The 17,423-nt window shown below is 36.5% G+C and carries 19 protein-coding genes; 3 read left to right on the top strand and 16 right to left on the bottom strand.

The window, feature by feature from the left end; translation table 11 throughout:
• Nucleotides 1-157: 157 nt before the first annotated feature.
• The 3 genes from lon (at nucleotide 158) to ACMAYL_RS10210 (ending at nucleotide 3,400) form a co-directional block, all read left to right on the top strand.
• On the top strand, nucleotides 158-2,581 hold the full coding sequence (gene lon / locus ACMAYL_RS10220) for an endopeptidase La (RefSeq protein WP_103218413.1): 2,424 nt from the start codon (nucleotides 158-160) through the stop codon (nucleotides 2,579-2,581).
• A gap of 62 nt (nucleotides 2,582-2,643) precedes the next feature.
• Nucleotides 2,644-3,039: a response regulator gene (locus tag ACMAYL_RS10215; RefSeq protein WP_158246902.1), complete on the top strand. Its 396-nt coding sequence runs from the start codon at nucleotides 2,644-2,646 to the stop codon at nucleotides 3,037-3,039.
• Nucleotides 3,040-3,043: 4 nt separating this feature from the next.
• Nucleotides 3,044-3,400 (top strand): hypothetical protein, encoded by a 357-nt coding sequence (locus ACMAYL_RS10210; RefSeq protein WP_103218415.1) that lies wholly within the window; start codon nucleotides 3,044-3,046, stop codon nucleotides 3,398-3,400.
• A gap of 1 nt (nucleotide 3,401) precedes the next feature.
• On the opposite strand, the gene ACMAYL_RS10205 is transcribed toward ACMAYL_RS10210, so the two are convergent.
• From ACMAYL_RS10205 to ACMAYL_RS10130, 16 genes are all read right to left on the bottom strand, one after another.
• Nucleotides 3,402-3,614: a hypothetical protein gene (locus ACMAYL_RS10205; protein WP_103218416.1), complete on the bottom strand. Its 213-nt coding sequence runs from the start codon at nucleotides 3,612-3,614 to the stop codon at nucleotides 3,402-3,404.
• A 136-nt stretch (nucleotides 3,615-3,750) separates the two neighbouring features.
• A complete protein-coding gene (locus ACMAYL_RS10200) occupies nucleotides 3,751-4,815 on the bottom strand; it encodes a PQQ-dependent sugar dehydrogenase (protein WP_412470420.1) in 1,065 nt (354 codons plus the stop codon).
• A 26-nt stretch (nucleotides 4,816-4,841) separates the two neighbouring features.
• Nucleotides 4,842-5,459: a hypothetical protein gene (locus tag ACMAYL_RS10195; RefSeq protein ID WP_146037870.1), complete on the bottom strand. Its 618-nt coding sequence runs from the start codon at nucleotides 5,457-5,459 to the stop codon at nucleotides 4,842-4,844.
• Nucleotides 5,460-5,526: 67 nt separating this feature from the next.
• Nucleotides 5,527-6,891: an aldehyde dehydrogenase family protein gene (locus ACMAYL_RS10190; protein WP_412471053.1), complete on the bottom strand. Its 1,365-nt coding sequence runs from the start codon at nucleotides 6,889-6,891 to the stop codon at nucleotides 5,527-5,529.
• A 99-nt stretch (nucleotides 6,892-6,990) separates the two neighbouring features.
• Complete coding sequence (locus ACMAYL_RS10185; RefSeq protein WP_103218419.1) at nucleotides 6,991-7,176, bottom strand: hypothetical protein; 186 nt, start codon at nucleotides 7,174-7,176, stop codon at nucleotides 6,991-6,993.
• Between the two features lie 189 nt (nucleotides 7,177-7,365).
• A complete protein-coding gene (locus tag ACMAYL_RS10180; protein ID WP_103218420.1) occupies nucleotides 7,366-7,563 on the bottom strand; it encodes a hypothetical protein in 198 nt (65 codons plus the stop codon).
• A 12-nt stretch (nucleotides 7,564-7,575) separates the two neighbouring features.
• Nucleotides 7,576-9,207, bottom strand: a complete 1,632-nt coding sequence (locus ACMAYL_RS10175; RefSeq protein WP_103218421.1) for an RHS repeat domain-containing protein — start codon at nucleotides 9,205-9,207, stop codon at nucleotides 7,576-7,578.
• An 88-nt stretch (nucleotides 9,208-9,295) separates the two neighbouring features.
• Entirely contained in the window at nucleotides 9,296-10,186 is an 891-nt protein-coding gene (locus tag ACMAYL_RS10170) for a type II secretion system F family protein (RefSeq protein ID WP_103218422.1), read from the bottom strand.
• A 15-nt stretch (nucleotides 10,187-10,201) separates the two neighbouring features.
• A complete protein-coding gene (locus ACMAYL_RS10165) occupies nucleotides 10,202-12,457 on the bottom strand; it encodes an ATPase, T2SS/T4P/T4SS family (RefSeq protein WP_103218423.1) in 2,256 nt (751 codons plus the stop codon).
• Nucleotides 12,457-13,980: a pilus assembly protein N-terminal domain-containing protein gene (locus ACMAYL_RS10160; protein WP_103218424.1), complete on the bottom strand. Its 1,524-nt coding sequence runs from the start codon at nucleotides 13,978-13,980 to the stop codon at nucleotides 12,457-12,459. The genes ACMAYL_RS10165 and ACMAYL_RS10160 overlap by 1 nt, the downstream gene beginning before the upstream one ends.
• Nucleotides 13,980-14,795: a Flp pilus assembly protein CpaB gene (gene cpaB, locus ACMAYL_RS10155; RefSeq protein ID WP_103218425.1), complete on the bottom strand. Its 816-nt coding sequence runs from the start codon at nucleotides 14,793-14,795 to the stop codon at nucleotides 13,980-13,982. The genes ACMAYL_RS10160 and cpaB overlap by 1 nt, the downstream gene beginning before the upstream one ends.
• Nucleotides 14,796-14,878: 83 nt before the next feature.
• Entirely contained in the window at nucleotides 14,879-15,388 is a 510-nt protein-coding gene (locus ACMAYL_RS10150) for a hypothetical protein (RefSeq protein ID WP_146037871.1), read from the bottom strand.
• Nucleotide 15,389: 1 nt separating this feature from the next.
• Entirely contained in the window at nucleotides 15,390-15,917 is a 528-nt protein-coding gene (locus tag ACMAYL_RS10145; protein ID WP_103218427.1) for a hypothetical protein, read from the bottom strand.
• The gene (locus tag ACMAYL_RS10140) at nucleotides 15,904-16,218 is read right to left on the bottom strand and encodes a hypothetical protein (protein ID WP_103218428.1); all 315 of its coding nucleotides are present in this window, start codon (nucleotides 16,216-16,218) and stop codon (nucleotides 15,904-15,906) included. The genes ACMAYL_RS10145 and ACMAYL_RS10140 overlap by 14 nt, the downstream gene beginning before the upstream one ends.
• Nucleotides 16,188-16,694, bottom strand: coding sequence for a prepilin peptidase (locus ACMAYL_RS10135; protein ID WP_103218429.1), 507 nt, complete (start codon nucleotides 16,692-16,694; stop codon nucleotides 16,188-16,190). The genes ACMAYL_RS10140 and ACMAYL_RS10135 overlap by 31 nt, the downstream gene beginning before the upstream one ends.
• A gap of 326 nt (nucleotides 16,695-17,020) precedes the next feature.
• Nucleotides 17,021-17,209, bottom strand: a complete 189-nt coding sequence (locus tag ACMAYL_RS10130; protein WP_021267549.1) for a Flp family type IVb pilin — start codon at nucleotides 17,207-17,209, stop codon at nucleotides 17,021-17,023.
• Nucleotides 17,210-17,423: the final 214 nt, after the last annotated feature.

Genomic DNA, 17,423 nt, shown 5'->3' with positions numbered 1-17,423 from the left:
ATTACAACACATTAACTAAATCATAGCAAAAAAATCAGTTAAAAAACTCAAAAAAATCACGCATTTTCGCTCTTTTTATTAAAGAGTTTTTTTTATTGCCCGATGTTAATTAAGAACAAATTGCCTATATTGCGCCGACCTGTTGGAGGAAAGATTTATGGTTACAAATTACGAGGGTGAGAACATTGAGTTTAAGGAAGAATTGGCCCTCTTACCAATCCGAGACTTAGTTATTTATCCATTTATGATTTTACCTCTATTTGTTGGTAGAGAAGCATCAATCAAAGCTATTGACCACGCTATTAATCATTCAGATCGTCTGATTCTACTTTCGAGTCAGAAAGATATTGTTGCGGAACATCCTGCACCAGAAGAGATTTATGAACTTGGTACTGTTGCCATGATCATGAGAATGAGAAAACTTCCTGATGGAAGAATCAAAATTCTAGTTCAAGGTTTATCAAAAGCTAGAATTACTTCATTTGAACAACAATCACCTTTCTATATTACTAAAGTTGAAAAGGTTGAAGATATTACGACTGATAGCTCTAATATTGCAACGACTGCACTTATGAGAACTATTAAAGAACAACTTGAAAAAGTTATTCAACTCGGAAAAGTTCTTTCTCCAGATATCTTAATGGTTCTAGAAGATATTACAGATGCCTCAAGACTAGCGGATTTAATTGCATCAAACTTAAATCTACACGTTTCTGAAGCACAAACAATTCTTGAAACATTAGATCCAGTTGATCGCCTACACGCAATCAATGATATTCTAAATCGTGAATTAGAAATCCTAATGATGCAACAGAAGATGAAGACAAACTCTTCAACTGAAAGTGCAAATCAAAGAGATGTATTCCTTAAGGAACAGATCAAGGCAATTAAATCAGAACTTGGTGATGGTTCTTCAGAGCAAGATGAATTCGCAGAATTCAAGAAAAGAGTTGAAGAAGCAGGTATGCCAGAAGAAGTTCTTAAAGAAACGACAAAGCAACTTGCACGTCTAGAGAAGATGCACCCAGATTCATCTGAAGCAAGCATCATGAGAAATTATATTGAGTGGATGTGTGACCTTCCATGGAGTAAAAAATCTGAAGAGCATATTGATCTTGACTCAGCTCTTGAGATCCTTGATGAAGATCACTTTGAACTTACTCAAATCAAAGAAAGAATTCTTGAGCACCTAGCAGTTAGACAACTTAAGGGTGATGATATGAAAGGACCAATCCTATGTTTCCAAGGTCCTCCTGGTGTAGGTAAAACTTCACTTGGGAAGTCAATTGCTCGTGCTACGGGAAGAGAGTTTGTAAGAATTTCTCTTGGTGGTGTAAAAGATGAAGCAGAGATTAGAGGTCATAGAAGAACATATGTTGGAGCAATGCCTGGTCGTTTTATCCAAGCGATGAAGCAAGCAAAAACAAACAACCCAGTTGTTCTACTTGATGAAATCGACAAGCTATCTGGTGACTACAAAGGTGATCCATCAGCAGCACTACTTGAAGTACTTGATCCAGAACAAAATGTTGAGTTTAGAGATCACTACCTAAATGTACCATTTGATCTTTCAAACTGTATGTTTATTGCGACTTCAAATATGCTTGAAAATATTCCAGGTCCATTAAGAGATCGTATGGAAGTAATCAATCTATCTGGTTACACAAGAGAAGAAAAAGTTGAAATCTCTAAGAGATATATCATTCCAAAGCAAATGGATGAAAATGGTATCAATGATGAGCACGTAGTATTTACTGATGAAGGTGTTGAGAGTGTTATCGAGCACTACACATCTGAAGCGGGCCTTCGTAATCTAGAAAGAAGAATCGGTACACTATGTCGTAAAGTTGCAATGAAAATTGCAAAAGGCGATATGGGAAAAACACACATCGTGAAAGATACTGTTGTTAAATACCTTGGTCCACCAATCTTCGTAAAAGAAGATCACAAAGATGAGGATGAAGTTGGAGTGTCAACTGGTCTAGCTTGGACATCTCATGGTGGTGAAGTTCTTTACATCGAAACAACAAAGATGAAAGGACAAGGACTAACTCTTACAGGTCAACTTGGTGACGTAATGAAAGAGTCTGCAAAAACAGCAATTAACTACATCAGATCACGTGCACTTTACATGGGAATTGATGAAGATATTTTTGAAAACCACGAGTTTCACGTACACTTACCAGCTGGAGCCACTCCAAAAGATGGACCTTCTGCAGGTATCACGCTAGCAACTGCCCTAGTATCAAATTGTACAGGCGTTCCAGTAAGTCGTGATGTTGCAATGACTGGTGAGATTACTTTAACAGGTAAAGTTCTTCCAATTGGTGGACTAAAAGAAAAAGCATTAGCTGCTCTTAGAATGGGTATCTCAACAGTTGTTATCCCATGGGGCAACAAGAAAGATCTTGTTGATATCCCTGAAAACCTAAGAGAACAGATTAATTTTGTTCCTGTTAAAACAATTGATGAAGTTCTTGATATCGCTCTAGTAGATTGGGCAGGTTACAAGAAAGAAGTTCAAATGAAAAAAGTGGACGAAAAACATCAAGAAAAAAGAAAAGCAGGCGTTGCCGCTTAAATAATGAGGGCCAACAAGGCCCTCTTTTTTTTTATCCAACATTAACTTAAAATGGAATGTATATGGGAAAAGAAGAAATGAAAGTAATGATTGTTGATGACTCTGAGATCTCTAGAACTTCTGTTAAAGATATTTTAGAGCAAGAAGGATATGAGGTCGTTGGCTGTGTTGGAAATGCACAGGAAGCGCTAAAACTATCTTTTGACGTTTCGCCAACTCTATTTATCATTGATGTTATTATGCCTGAAATTAGTGGCCTAGAACTAGCTGAATCAGTAGCAAATAACTTCCCTAATGCAAAAATTATGATGATGTCTTCACTTGATATTGAATCTGTTTGTATTGAAGCGATTTCATCTGGAGCGCAAGACTTCTTAGTAAAGCCATTTAAGCGTGAAGATCTACTTAGAGCAGTTGACAAGTTGACTCACGATATAGCATCAGAAAAAGCGAGTTAATTTAATGTTTAGGTTTTTAATTTATTTCACAATTAGTTTTCTTATTTTAGCTTTTCCAGTTTCTAAAAGTTCAACAGTATTTGATAGTGTAAATAAACCTTTGAAGCCTTATACTCAAAAAGTTTACTCAACGATAGCTTTTTACCTAAGTACTAGCCTTAGTGAAGGTAAAGAAATAACTGTAAAGCTATTCAATAATACTGCAAAAAAAGTGGATTATGTTAAACGAGAATCTTCTGGGTTTGCGAAGCCTGTCGCAAAGAAAGCTCAGGACCTCGACGCTCTCGATGACTATCAACATGGTGAGTACACTGTTGAAGAACGTGAGGCCCTTTTAAAAGTATTACGAGAAAGTGAATAGATTATTGATTGATCGACTTTGACTCAGTCTCTCTTTCAACTGTCCCACCAGAACTCGCAATTAACTCATCAATTTCTTGCATTTTTTGTTTGAGGTTTAGTCCCCTCGTTTCACAAATAGAATCATCAGATGTATTAGTCGATGCTTCTTTTACTCCGGCAAACACCTGAGCTGATAGTAGTGTTAGTACAGATAATAAAAATAACTTTTTCATAATACTTCTCCTTTTGTAGTCACTATATTCAATGCATGATGTATGCCAACAAAAGGACTTGTGTTTTCAACAACTTAAACACTAGTAAATGTTTAAGATGTATACGATTTTTCGTTGCTGTCTAGATTTTTAACACTTACCTTACAACCTTTAGTATCTTACCCGAATCAGTCGTTAAATAGAGCTCTCCGGCCGGTGAAATAGCTATCTGGCGCATCCTTTCTTCAAGCTCCTCAAGATAGCTTTCTTGTGCAATAACCTTATTACCATCCATTTTAAGCCTTCTGAGATGCTCACTTCCCAAGGCCGCTAAAAAGATATCTCCTTGCCAGTCCTTATATTTATTTCCTTCATATACAACCATACCAGATGGCGAGATACTTGGTGTCCAGTGCACAAGGGGCTGCTCCATTCCCTTCTTCTTCTCTTCACCAATGCTTGGGCCCCAATATTCTTTTCCATATGTGATTACTGGCCATCCATAATTAAGCCCAGGTTTTACTAGATTGAGTTCATCGCCACCACGCGGCCCAAACTCACAGCTAAAGACATCTCCTTTCTGGTTCATCCCAATGCCCTGTGGATTGCGATGTCCATAACTCCAAATTTCTTTTAGGGCACCACTTTTATTCTCAAACGGGTTTCCTTTTGCAGCACTACCATCAAAATTTAAACGAAGAATTTTACCATTATGATAAGAGAGATCTTGAGCATATTTTCTTTCTCCTCGATCTCCTACAGTCATAAATAAAAAGTTACCTTTAAATAATAAACGTGAACCGAAGTGGCGAGTTGTATCACTTATAATCTTGGTTTCTAAAAGAACTTCAGACTTTTTCAGTTGAGCCTTAGAGTATTGCGCACGAGCTAAAGTTGTAACAACGACCCCTTTAACTTCAGAAGAATATGTGAAATATGCATAGGACTTATCACCTATTTTTTTATAGACAATATCTAGCATTCCACCTTGGCCACGGGCCTTCACACTAGGAGCAAGTAAGTCTTTTGTTTGTTTAGTTTCAAAGTTATGATACTTGATCTTTCCACCTCTTTCAGTGAAAAGAATTTCATTTTCATTGATAAAGGTAAGTCCCCAAATAATGTCATTTGTTTTAAAGACTTCTTTTGCAGCTACTTTAGCTAGGGTAGTAATTGATAAAAAACAGCTTAAGATTAAAATAATTGTTTTGAGACTTTTCATAGAAAAAGTCTAGCATGTTAGAAAGATTACGGAAGTAAAAACATATTAAAGTCAAATTGATTACTAGACTGATCAACTTCGATTATATCTCCTCCACCTATGGATTCTTCATGGCGACTTATACGGGAAGAGAACTTCAATCTTTTAACTTTTTCGTTAGCAACTCTATAGTCTGTGGATGAATGCATTTCGTCATATTCAACAACATCTCCAGTCCTAAGGTCTAGAATAAGATTTAGTGATTCATTATTTTCATTTCGTATAATGAGCTCTGGGTATAAACTATGTTTTGATAATTCAGAAATAATATTTTCTTCTAAACGATAAGGAGGCTGTCCTCCATATAAACGAATAGAATTAACATCACCCAAGATCTTCACAAAATCTGAAATCGCGCCATTCAACTTAGTCCCACTATCAAGATGGGCCAATATCGATTTTCCATCTGCATTACTCATAACGACAGCAACACAAGTTGTAACTCCATATGTCTGTACAAATGAATGCCTCTGCGAAGATGTATAGATATATTCTCTTTGAAAAACCTCAGGGATATCAGCACGATCTAAAATAGTTAGTGCTAAAGAAGAATTAGCAAATATAAGTGAGCTTAATAAAAGAATATAAAAATGGGCCATTTTCATGACCCTATTATACTAATAATTAATATAAGTTTTTGAGTATTGAAAAGCTTTCAATGACCGTAAATTATTAAGACAGTAGATTCATAATTTTACGGACAAATGAAACCTTCTTTTCATAAGGAGGGTAACGTAGATCATTTTCTAAACAAAAGCTTCTCTTCATAACGGCTTTTTCATGAGAGAAAAGCTTAAATGAGAACTCACCGTGATATGCCCCCATTCCTGACTCACCTACGCCACCAAATGGCAGCTTTTCATTTGATAAGTGTACAATCGTATCATTAATGACCATTCCACCACTGCTAATGCTTTCAATAACCTTTTTCTTATCGCTATTAGAATCAAGAAAAGCATAACAAGCAAGCGGCTTATCATAGCTTTTAACAAACTCAATTGACTCATCTAAACTTTCAGAGTTGATAATAGGCATAATAGGGCCAAATATTTCATCCTTCATAATTGCACTATCTTTGTTGGCCCTTACATAAGTTGGAGAAATATATAATTGTCCCTTATCAACATCTCCACCAATAACAATGTCGTCTTGATTGATCAGAGATGAGAGTCTATCAAAATGCCTCTCATTAATAATTCTACCATAGTCACCACTTTGTTTAATTTCATCACTATAGAATTTTCTTAAATATTTTTGGGTCGCTTTGAGAAAAGCTTCTTCATCTGATTTTTTTATAAGAATATAATCTGGAGCAACGCAAGTTTGACCGGCATTAAAAAATTTCCCCCATACAATTCTCTTAGCAGCTAAATCGATATTCTTCGTTCCAACTATCGCTGGTGATTTACCACCTAATTCGAGAGTTAAGGGTGTTAGAAACTTGGCCGCTGCCGCCATCACAATTCGACCGACATGACCATTTCCAGTATAGAAGATATAATCAAATTTTAAACTCAATAGCTCTGTGGTCTCCGCGACACCACCTTCAATAACTGCAGCTATCTCACTATCTAAAGCGTTAGTTATAATTGTATTAATTATTTTAGAAGTGGCCGGCGCTAACTCTGAAGGTTTAACAATAACTTTATTGCCTGCCGCAATTGCTCCAATTAGAGGAACCATGGCCAATTGAAATGGGTAATTCCAAGGAGCAATGACTAAAACTTGTCCATACGGTTCACTATGTATAGCACTTCGAGCAGGCATGAAAGGAAGCGGAGAGAAAACCTTCTTAGGCTTCATCCACTTTTTCAACTTTTTCTTTATGAGCTTAATTTCATGTAAACAAAAATCAATTTCAGAAAGATAAGACTCAAATGCACTCTTGCTTAAGTCAGCTTTTAGTGCAGCTAAAATATCCCTCTCACGGGCCTTTATTTCAGCTTCTAAAGCTTCAAGGGCACTGATACGGTCATAGTAGTTTAAATTTTCACGCCCTTTCTGAGCACAATATGCAGTCGTTATATTATTGTCCATAAATGTATTATAGCTGTATTTGAGGAGTTCAGGCAAAAAAAAGCCTGACTACGTGGCCAGGCTTTTTAAGGAGTTGAATATAATTGTTTGAGTTAAATTTTATTGTCCAATCGATTGAGTTGATGAACTTGATGATGTTGGTGCTGCTGCTGGAGCTTCCGCTTCTACACTTGCTACACTATCAGAGCTTGCATACATATCATCACAGCTAGTTCCTGACTCATCTAATGCAAATACGTTTGTTACACTTAATAGAAATAAAAATACTAATGCTAACTTTTTCATAATTTCCCCCATTATGGTTTTGTTTCTTTGCTATTTATAAAGCAAGGAAAATGCCAACTTTCCGGATGTCTTTTTAAGTAGTTAGAGCAATAGAGGGTGTAATATTTTGTACAGTGTTTAGATTTTTAACAAAAAAAGGCCCGTTTCATAACGGGCCCTTTAGTATAAGATAATAAATTTAAAATAATCTTATTGTTGATCAGATGTAGTTCCACCTGGTGTTGCCGGCACTTCAGATGAAGATGGTATAGCAGTTGTAGGTGATGTATCTCTGTTATCTAAGTTAACTTTTGGACACTCACCATCTTTTTCACCAGTAGCCGCACTTTCTGCAGCAAAAATACTAAATGATCCAAGAACCAATAAAAGCGTTAGTAGTTTCTTCATATATCCCTCCAATTACATATTTAGGTTTACACCAGCAGGCTTAACAATTGCTAAGAGTGATTGGAAGGCCTGAGTAACTTGTAAGGCCATCTTATGTCCTGCTTTCGATTCTACTTTTAGAATCTCACCGTAGTTATCGTATTTAACGTTGATCTTTCCTACTTTATTCATAGTAATCTCAACTGGCTTACCTTGAGCATTGTATTGAAACTCAAGAGCTCTTTTCTGCTTAGTCTTTTTATTTAAATCCATCATTTTTGAAATACGACCTTTAGAATCGTAAAGTAAAACAACAGACATACCTTTAGAGTTATTAGCTTTCTTAAGGTTACCCTTCTTATCATAGTCAAACTCTGTCCAACCACGTGGGTTAACTACTTTAGTAATCTTCTTAAATTGCTTGTGATACTCAAGCTCTACAAAGTCACCTCTTGAAGAAGCCTTTTTAACAAGTAGTCCATCTTTATTATATTCAAAATTAGTTACGTGATTTCCTCTCTTAATCTGCTTTGGAAGAGAACAACACTCTGTATAAATCGTCTCTGTTTTAAGCCCATTAATTACAGTAAGGATTCTGTAAGTATAGTGAGATCCGTCTGGTTTCTTCTTGATCTCGTACTCATAACGATTTACAACTTCTTTCTTAGTTGGTGATTTCTTTGCTACTAAAGTCCAGTAGTGGAAATCAGGGTTTTTAGGATTACTCTCATATGAGTACTTAATTACTTCACCACTTCTCTTTGTAAGTTCTTTTACAAATTGAGTTTTCTTTTCATAAGCAATCTTTTGAGTTGATCCATCTTTATAAGTAATAAGAGTCATATTATGATTAGCATCGTAATCATACTTGAAATGATTCCCTGAAATATCTTTTGCATCTACTAAGTTATAATTTGTGTCATAAGTATAAGTCGTCTTTTTACCAGCACCAGATTCTACTGATTTCACAAGACCATTTGGATACCACTTAAAAAAGATTTGCTTGGCCATTGAGTCCTTGATTGACTTTAGTGAACCTTCTTTCGTGTAATCAAGATTAACAACATATCCGTTCTTATCTTTTACTTGAATAAGCTTACCTTCTTTATCAAAGTGGTTCTCTTTTCCATCATTATACTTTCTAATATAACCTTTGGCTGTCTTTACGACTTTTTGCAGCCCGCGAACATTTGAGTATAGTTCAGTTCCCACTGCAAGGTTTGAAGATACATTGAACTTCTTAGCATATGCTTGTCTAAGTTCAGCATCATTTGTAAGCTTCGTAACAAGAGTCTTTGCAACTGTCGTCGAAAGAGAAGTTTTCTTTCTCATCACATCAACGATTTTCTCTGCCGCTGCTTTAGGATCTACAGCCTGTCTTGGAGTGAAACGAGTCTTAGCACCTGAACCATTCTCGTGAACTGTTACAGAACCATCTGCTGAAACAACTAAGAAAGTTTCATAATCAGAACCCCAACCATAACCAAACCACCCCTTTCCAGGAGATTTAGAGTTGTACGTTCTTTCAACAACTAGGTCATTCCCACCACCAGGTACGATAATATCCGTGTACGTAATGTAGAAATTTCCGTTTTTCAGATTTACACCAGCAATCGATGCCAGTGAAAACAAACATAGTACTAATAGTTTTAAACTGATCCTCATGACTTGTATCCTTATTTAGTTAAAGAATCTTCATTCTCTCCATAGGCATATCGGAGGCCTTTAACTAAAACTTAAACATATAATAACTTTATTCTTTAATTTTCACTATTTTAAGAATGAAGAAGGTTCCAACACCGTCTAAAACACAGGCGACTACAAATAAGACAATCCCAATGGCCGAAGAAAACATCTTTGGTAGCAGAGTTGGATCATTTGCAGAGAAAATAGCTAGAATTACAAAGGGCATGGCCGCAATTGTGAAGCCCTGAAACTTTCCCTGGGCCGTGGCGGTATCGATTTTTTGCTTCAATCTAATGCGTTCACGAATAACAGTGACAATAGTGTCAAAAACTTCAGCAAGATTACCACCGGTTTCGCGTAAAATATTAACACTTGAAACGAACATATCATTGTCTTGAGTAGGAATTCTTTCTGCCAAGTTTTCGAAGCACTCCTCTAAAGTTACCCCAACTCTGTTCTGCTGCAGGATAATATTAAACTCTTCAGAGATAGGAGGAGGCATCTCATCAACAACCATACCAAGAGCTTGAGGTACTGATAGACCTGCTCTAAGACCATTTGAAAGCAGAGTTAGACCATCTACCATCTGGTTTTGATAAGCTAAAATACGACGATTAACGAGGTAATCAACAACAGGTTTAGGCGCCTTAAATCCTACAAAACCAACGATTAGGCCAAGAAACGCTCCACCACCCCAACTTCCAAATAAACCAAAAGTAATAAGAGTTAGAGTTCCAAGTCCAAATGACAATGCTAGGAGTGCATACGTAACATGATCTGGCTTGACGTCGATAAAAAGTAATTCAAACTTTTCTAAAATATATGTTCGAGTACCAAATGTTTGTTTTTCAATTAAATCAAAAATACCAACTGAATAGCGATAACAAAATAGAAAGAAGATTAAACCAATAAGTCCAATTAATCCACTTCGTCCTATTTGTTCAATAAAAAAACTCATTTATACCTCTATATCCTAAGCCTTCTTCTTCACAGGTGGTGCACCATTGCCTGGTCTTGGTCTAGCTTGAGGCTGACCCGGTCGTGGCCTTTGTTGTCCCTGCTGTGGAGGTCTCTTATTTGGAGGTGGTGGTGCTTTCTTATCAGCGTTAGCAGGTGTGGCCCCACCACTAGCACCAGGAGCATTTGAAAATAAACCACGAGGAATATTGTAACCTTGTCTTTCAAGGGTTTCGATAAACTTTGGAATAAAACCAGTCGCCTGATGGGAGCCAATAATTTTCCCGTTCTTATCGATATCTTTTTGTTGAAAGAGGAAAATATCTTGAAGAGTAACAACCTCTCCCTGAATACCACCAATTTCAGTAATATGTGTAATCTTACGAGAACCATCATCCAGACGTGAAGCTTGAATGATCAAATGAACTGCGTTGGCAATCATTTCACGAATTGCTTTTGGAGTAAGACCAGCTCCTGCATACTGTACAAGGGTTTCAATACGTCCAATACACTCTCTTGGATTGTTTGAGTGAACTGTCGTTAGAGAACCATCGTGCCCTGTCCCCATAGCTTGGAGCATATCCAGTGTTTCACCACCACGACACTCACCAACAACAATACGCTCAGGACGCATTCTTAGACATTGCTTTACTAGACAACGAATATCAATTTCTCCATCGCCTTCAAGTGAAGGAGGGCGTGTTTCTAAACGAACAACGTGCTCTTGAGGAAAACTAAGTTCAGCAGAGTCTTCACAAGTAATAATACGTTCATTGGCCTGAATAAAACTTCCCAAAATATTTACCAGTGTTGTTTTCCCGGAACCAGTACCACCAGAAACAATTATATTCTTATGTCCTTCAACAGCGATACGTAAGAAGTCCGCCATATTCTGAGTGAAAGAACCGAATTGAACAAGGTGTTTATAAGTAAGTCTCTCTTCAGGGAATTTACGAATTGTAATACAGCATCCGTCAATTGCAGAAGGAGGAATAATTGCATGAACCCTAGAACCATCATGCAAGCGGGCATCAACGTATGGAGTCTTTTCATCAATACGACGACCAATTGGAGCAACAATTCTTTCAATAACATTAAGAACCTGTCTATCGTTTGAAAAAGTTACTTTTGAAAGCTTAACCTTTCCATCTTCTTCATAGTAAATCTTATTAGGTCCAACAACCATAATTTCAGAGATTGACGAATCAGCAAGCAAGTCCTCTAGAGGCCCTAGTCCTAAGGCTTCATCTAGAATTTCTTTAACAATGCTATTCATATCATCGCGATTGTTTAAAATGCCTTTTGTATCTTCTTTACCAAGTAAATCAATAACGACTTTCTTAGTCTTTTCTTTAAGAATAATTTTCGCTTTCGGATCGTTATCATCATCTTTAGATAGATCCATTTCTTCAACAAGACCTTTATGAATTCTAAGTTTTAGATCTCGCCATCCATTTGCAGCAGCACCAGTTGGACGCTCTTGTTTTGTACCAACATCATTAGGTTTATTAAGCTTAGCCAATTGACTAAGAATTCCCTTTCCATTGATTGTACGAACTAACTCTGTGACACCTTTAGCAAAAGCACTATTTTTAGCCGCCAGCATAACTGGTTTCTTCTGATTAATGGCCATTGCACAAGTTTGTTCATCTTTTTGAATTTGAGCTAAAACAGGGCGACCAACAGATTTCCCGGCCACATCAGCAGTTACAGGATGACCTTTTTGCGCCTGATTAAAAACAAAATGAATCATTTCTTTAGGAAACATCATTGTTATTAATTCTGAAACAAGGCGCTTAGTCTGATTTAGAGCAAGAAGGTCTGGAGTTATCACAACTAAAATCATCGTTGAATGCTCTAAAGCCTTTGCAGTGAGATCAGTGATTTCCGTTCCAACGTCAATAACAGTGAGTGGATACATGCTTTTTACGGCTTTAAGTACCTTACCAGCTCCATCAACACTCATCCCTTCAGTTGCTACAGGATCATTTGGTAAACCAATATAATGAACACCACTTGGGTGCATATTTACGAATGGCTGAAAAGTTCGTGGATCAATATTTCCATTAAAATTAAAAAGATCTTTTAAGTTCTTATTTGTTTTAATTCCAGTTAACAAATTCAAGTCACCACTAGCTCTTTGATCGAAATCAAGAAGTAATGTCTTAGATCGCTTTTCACCACTGAAAGCAAAAGCTAGGTTTGTAGCAACTTGGGATTTCCCTACGCCGCCTTTACCACCAATGACTGTAATAATATGACCTTCGGCCACTATGGCCCCCTCTTTCTAAATTTTCTTTTAATATCTTCAGTACCAGTTGAGGCACTCTCAATAATCTCAGGAGTGATAAAAACAACAAATTGCTCTTTAGATTTTGAAACATCTTTTGAGCGTACAAATGAGAACAAAGAAAAAACTTGTCCTTCTTCACTTCCATCACTACCAGTTGTTGAAACACCATCAGGTGGGTCTTTGTCATATTCGGTAGCAGTTTTATTAATTGAAATACCACCAACAACCGCTGATTCACGAGACTTAACAATAATTTTCGTATCGAGATTATTAGTTTGTTTATCTGTTCCTTGAGAAGAAGAAACACCAAGAATAATATCAAGATTAATTTTTTCTTCTTGTAGAATCTTAGGTGTTACATCTAAGTTAAATCCCGCTTCGATAACTTTTGCTTGTTGGAACTCCCCAGTACCAACCGCAACGTTCCTCTCAGAACCCTTAGATAACTTTGCCTTTTCACCATCTTTAGTGATTACCATCCCAGATTGAACAATTCGAGCATAACCAGCTGCTTTAGCAGAACTCAGTTTAGGAAATAGTTGTGAGATTGTTCCACCAAAACTACCAGCAGATGAAGTCGTTACTGTTCCACCATTTTCAGTACGTCCAAAAACGATCTGTCCACCTGTTGTTCCAACGCTTGGATTCCATTTAAATCCAAAGACACGATTATAATCTTTTGAAAGCTCAACAAATTGAGCAGTTATTTTAATAAGTTTTGCGGCTTGAGGTGGCTGAGGCTTTCTATTGATAGCCAGAAAGTTTCTAATAATCTCACCCTTATCAAGTTGCTGAACAGAATCTGTTCTTCTAGCTAAACTTTGAATTCTATCAGGTAAGTATGTCGCCGCGATTTTAACAGCAAGGTTACTTTCTTCTTCTGAGTTTACAATTCCTTCTAATAAATATGAATTATTAAAGAATCTAACTGTTACATCTTTTAAGTTATTTCTTCTTAGACCTTCTTGCATTTCTCGAGAAATAATTAAATAAGTCTGTGGTGAAACTTCAACAAGGTTCTTAACATCTGGGTAATCTTCTAAAACTTTTACAATTCGCCCAATATCTCCAGGAACAATAATCTTTCCTTCAACAAAGACCTTACCACCCTTCAAGTTTATTTCTAAACCTTCAATTGGTCCCAATTGTTCTTTAATTTCTGCAATAAGCTTTGACTTCTCTGTTGCAGTAACAGTTACAAGATAACGCTTTTTAATAGCACCTAAGCGATCTCGAACAGTAACAGAAGTAATACCAGGTGCTTCACCTTTTAAAACAAGCTCACTTGTTCCCGCCGCAGTATTAACTGGTTGTACTTTAAGAATTCTTTGATTTGCAATTTGTACACTTCGAGATGTTATTGTGAAATCAATTGGTAAAACTTTATCAATACCAAGAACTACCTCTACTTTTTCTTCAGATACCCCAATACCAGAAGAGGCCTGCTGAGCGCTGGCCGTTAATGCAAATATAAATAGAGTTAAGTACGTTAATATTCTCATTAATTCTTTTTCTTATATTTTTCGTTAAAGAAGGCCCTTGCCTCATTCTTATCAGTATCCGAAAGAATATCGTAGAGTCGAGTTCCTTCGATCATTGCCTTCTCACCATCATTAATATTTCTTAAAGTCAGAATTGGTTTATTTGGTTGGAATACATAAAGATGCGCAATCTTCTGAGCTTGAAATGGACTAAGCTCTAACGTTACCGTTGTATAATTAGAGTAAGTGTTAAGTTTCATTTTTCTTACAACTTCCTCTGTTTTAACACCAATTAGAGGAATATTATTTGAAACACTCATCCCTGTTGAAAGAACACGAACATCTTGAAGGATTGTAACGATTTTTTCTTGATCTTTTCTCGCTCCACCTGTGTAATCAATCGGTGCTAGAACATCGACACGATCACCAGGACGAATAAGCTTTCCTACTGAACTTCTTTCATCAACTTGGAAAGCAATTGCACGCATCCCCACTGTAACTTCTCTTGAAAGACCTGTACTCTCTCCAGGATATGTTACACGTGGTTTCGTAATTTGCTCGCCTTTTAGAATTGGAACTGTCGCAATTGTATTTTCAATTTCTTTTACTGTTTTAAAACTTCCAGGAGCTAAGAATTTCTGTGGAACTGTAATAATTGAAACCTTCGTTTCATCCAGTAGATCGAACTCGCGAATATCTTCTTTAGCAACAAGAACAGAACTCATTGTTCCATACTTTTTAATCAAAGCAGATTGTTGATCTTCGATATAAGTGTGGACCATAAACATGGCAACACCTGCAATAATAAGGGCCAGCGTAAAAGCTCTAGTATTCATAAAACATCCTGTTTTACTTCGTTAAGTAATCACTTAATATTTTAACAAAAAACAAGCATTTAGTTACAATGAGGCATTTTTGGCTACTTATAGCTACAAGAAGTGACCGGTGAAAGGATAGTGGCATCATTGGCCCTAAATAAAACATCACCTGGTTTAGTGAAGGTCTCACCACAGACTCCAAACAAAGTGAACACCTTAATACAATTTGTATCCTCTGGATCACCTGCTTCTTCGCAATTTTCATCTTCAGCTGCGGCCCAAGGAAGAGTTGGAATTTTAAAGCTTGATGAAATCGGTGTACTATTAGATTGTAGTGTTTTATTCCAACCAATCATAAAGCCTCCAACCTCAGTGAACGTCCCACTTAAGCTTCTGATATCATTTCCACCAATTCCATCAGAGTTTCCTTTAAGGATATAAAATGTATATGTTCGAGTTGCTTTATTCTGATTAATCGATGCATTGATTGAGTTGCCTACTGTAATGAGCATCACAACCATATAAAGAAGAATTGGAATAAAAATCATCGCCTCAAATAAGGCCTGTCCTTCTTCATTGTTAAATATTGTTCTTTTCTGATCTGCACTCAAGTTAACATCCGTTATCATAGATCGTTGAGTTCGTACTTGAACAATTCCCATTTCCTAGATCAGTGGCAACCTCAGAAAAAGCTCGACAAACTTGAGCAAGACACTCTCTTATCGTAGGCTCTTTTCCTAGAAACGATTCAATTCGAAAGTCTAAGTCAATATCACCTGTTAATACCTTCATGACAGAGAATTTTGTTTTATAATCTAGATACGTTCCACTTAAGAACCACTGGTTTGTTGTTTTTGAATTAAATTTTATCTGACAATCAGTGCCGCAATTAACAACATTATATGAGTTGAAAACTTCCGTTGCATTTTGACGTGCAAGAGAGTCATTTTGAATTTTATTATCTGCAACGAGATACGCTCGTGATGCCATAAAATTTGCATATTGAAGAAGATAAGTATTTGTATAATTAATTGCAATCTTTGCAAAAACAAAAAAGAAAGCGATCACAAAAGTAAAAGTTGATAGGAACTCAATTGTCGATTGCCCATTTTGATTTCTTATCTTCTTATAATTGCTCATCATAAATTCCTACAGGAGAGAAGAAGTGAGACCTTCCTTCATCATTATTATAATAGAGGGGATGAACTGGATTTCCATAAGTTTTTCCATATGAATCGACACTACCTTTATCACCATAGCGAGCTGAGTATTCCATAGAGCGGGCCAATGTACCAAACATGCCCTCTCCAATCATGCCTTGGAAACCTTCACTTTTGAAGACTAGCATTGCAAAAGATGTCACAACAACAAAAAGTAAAATATACTCTACTGTCGATTGTCCCCTTTCATTTAAAAGAATATATGCTTTTTTATTTTCCATCCTAGAAATATCCATGAAATAAGTATAACAGGGGCAAACGCAAATTTCTTCCCAAAAATCTTTTTAATCTGAACGATATTACCTTCTTTAAAAGCCTGAATAATAAACTCAAGATTTTTAAGAATATTCGTAATAAAAACTGAAAGCCCGACAATCACTGTTACAACAGAAAGGGAGATCAAAGCTTGATCTTGATGAGCGACTGGAATTAAAAGAAATAAACTAGCTAAATATTTCGAATCACCACCGCCCATAATTTTTAAAATAAAAAGTAAAAAACCTGCGAGAAATATCCCTAGAGGGTAAAGAAGTGTTTCAATTCCAATAATGTAGTTATTCGGGAAGAACAATACGAGAACTAAAAATAAAAAGATGTTTCCAATTGACCATACGTTTGCAATCTTTCGAGATTGAATATCGATATAAGAAACATAGAGTAATTGAATAAAGATAAAAACATAGACACTAACGGGCACTCTAACCTACCTATCTTGGTTTACATATGGTGAATGCCAACAGCCATTAGGACACGAGCCTGTTGCAAGCTCCTGCGATAAATGGAATGCAAAACTTTTAAAAAAGCCTGTAGTATAAGCCCCTATTCCCCTTGCCATTGCAATGGAAATACCAGCAAAGAATGCTAAGATAAAAATATACTCTATTAAAGCCTGACCGCTTTGAGACTGACGTGACATACTTAATATTCTACATTAAGTATGCAAAAGGTTTTGGTGAGAAAGTTTTTCCTCCGCTCTCTAGAGTAGAGTGCTTGATAGTCGCATCAAACTAAAGAGCGGAAGAATTAGTTTCCTTGTAGTTCGCGAAGTAGGTTATCCGTGTTCCCGAAAACACCATCAGTAAGAGTTGTAATACCCTCTGATGCCTTTTCCTTAAACTTCATAACAAGCATCGCTGCAACAGCAACAAGTAAGATATACTCTGTTGATGTTTGACCTTCTTCGTCTTTTAGAAACGCTAGCAAGGTTTTCATTTCATACTCCTTTCAATCGCCCCCATTCAGCGGGGTTGAAACTTAAATAACTACTTGAAAGTTTCGGCAATAACTGAGTAAAGCTTTAACTTTTCTTAATAATATTTTAACACTTCGCGCATTTGGTTCAAAAAAAAGGTGTATTTGTTCATAAGTATCTGTAAATACTACCGTCAAGTGCTTTTAATTATGCCTATTATTGTTGCCGTTTACG

Origin of the sequence: Halobacteriovorax sp. RT-2-4 (genome assembly GCF_047085445.1) — a bacterium.
GTDB lineage: Bacteria > Bdellovibrionota > Bacteriovoracia > Bacteriovoracales > Bacteriovoracaceae > Halobacteriovorax_A.
The sequence above is the reverse complement of the archived record's forward strand: the minus strand, read 5'-3'. Positions and strand labels throughout refer to the sequence as shown.

Coding starts and splice junctions, on each gene's coding strand:
- lon (WP_103218413.1), top strand. CDS start 158: ATGGTTACAAATTACGAGGGTGAGAACATTGAGTTTAAGGAAGAATTG.
- ACMAYL_RS10215 (WP_158246902.1), top strand. CDS start 2,644: ATGGGAAAAGAAGAAATGAAAGTAATGATTGTTGATGACTCTGAGATC.
- ACMAYL_RS10210 (WP_103218415.1), top strand. CDS start 3,044: ATGTTTAGGTTTTTAATTTATTTCACAATTAGTTTTCTTATTTTAGCT.
- ACMAYL_RS10205 (WP_103218416.1), bottom strand. CDS start 3,614: ATGAAAAAGTTATTTTTATTATCTGTACTAACACTACTATCAGCTCAG.
- ACMAYL_RS10200 (WP_412470420.1), bottom strand. CDS start 4,815: ATGAAAAGTCTCAAAACAATTATTTTAATCTTAAGCTGTTTTTTATCA.
- ACMAYL_RS10195 (WP_146037870.1), bottom strand. CDS start 5,459: ATGAAAATGGCCCATTTTTATATTCTTTTATTAAGCTCACTTATATTT.
- ACMAYL_RS10190 (WP_412471053.1), bottom strand. CDS start 6,891: ATGGACAATAATATAACGACTGCATATTGTGCTCAGAAAGGGCGTGAA.
- ACMAYL_RS10185 (WP_103218419.1), bottom strand. CDS start 7,176: ATGAAAAAGTTAGCATTAGTATTTTTATTTCTATTAAGTGTAACAAAC.
- ACMAYL_RS10180 (WP_103218420.1), bottom strand. CDS start 7,563: ATGAAGAAACTACTAACGCTTTTATTGGTTCTTGGATCATTTAGTATT.
- ACMAYL_RS10175 (WP_103218421.1), bottom strand. CDS start 9,207: ATGAGGATCAGTTTAAAACTATTAGTACTATGTTTGTTTTCACTGGCA.
- ACMAYL_RS10170 (WP_103218422.1), bottom strand. CDS start 10,186: ATGAGTTTTTTTATTGAACAAATAGGACGAAGTGGATTAATTGGACTT.
- ACMAYL_RS10160 (WP_103218424.1), bottom strand. CDS start 13,980: ATGAGAATATTAACGTACTTAACTCTATTTATATTTGCATTAACGGCC.
- cpaB (WP_103218425.1), bottom strand. CDS start 14,795: ATGAATACTAGAGCTTTTACGCTGGCCCTTATTATTGCAGGTGTTGCC.
- ACMAYL_RS10145 (WP_103218427.1), bottom strand. CDS start 15,917: ATGAGCAATTATAAGAAGATAAGAAATCAAAATGGGCAATCGACAATT.
- ACMAYL_RS10140 (WP_103218428.1), bottom strand. CDS start 16,218: ATGGAAAATAAAAAAGCATATATTCTTTTAAATGAAAGGGGACAATCG.
- ACMAYL_RS10130 (WP_021267549.1), bottom strand. CDS start 17,209: ATGAAAACCTTGCTAGCGTTTCTAAAAGACGAAGAAGGTCAAACATCA.